The sequence below is a fragment of the Acinetobacter endophylla genome (assembly GCF_053543775.1).
Genome location: NZ_JBLVOM010000143.1, coordinates 1 through 497, shown reverse-complemented (window position 1 = coordinate 497; position 497 = coordinate 1). Strand labels below are relative to the sequence as shown.

The window sequence follows — 497 nt, the reverse complement described above, 5'->3', positions numbered from 1 at the left end:
AGTTCAAAGTGCCGTATCTGCTGAGTTTCCTTTCGTACAGCAAGTTCTCCGGTGAAGTTAAAGGGATGAATGAGCTGCAGGCTCAATATGAACAAGAGTATGGTCCAGGGGATTATATTCCGCCAGTACGCACGACATTCTGGAGCTTCCGGATTATGATTCTGGCGGGTACAGCGATGATTATGCTCAGTATGTATGCCATCTACTTAATGTGGCGCAAGAAGATGGACCGCCCGAACACCTGGTTTATGCGTTTCATGTTATGGGGGCTGATGCTTCCTCCGATTGCCAATACGGCAGGTTGGGTCATGACAGAGTTCGGACGCCAGCCATGGACGGTATTTGGATATATGCAGACGAAGGACAGTGTGTCACCTAATATTACGAGCGGACAAGTGTTGTTTTCGGTAATCTCCTTTACAGCAATTTATGCCATTCTGGGTGTTGTGATGGTTGGATTATTTATTAAGGTGATCAAAAAGGGTCCATACGCTATA

General features: G+C 46.3%; 1 protein-coding gene. It reads left to right on the top strand.

Annotated elements, in window-relative coordinates:
• Positions 1 to 497: cytochrome ubiquinol oxidase subunit I (locus ACNPNW_RS06045; protein WP_448766717.1), on the top strand; the 497-nt coding region annotated here is incomplete at both ends.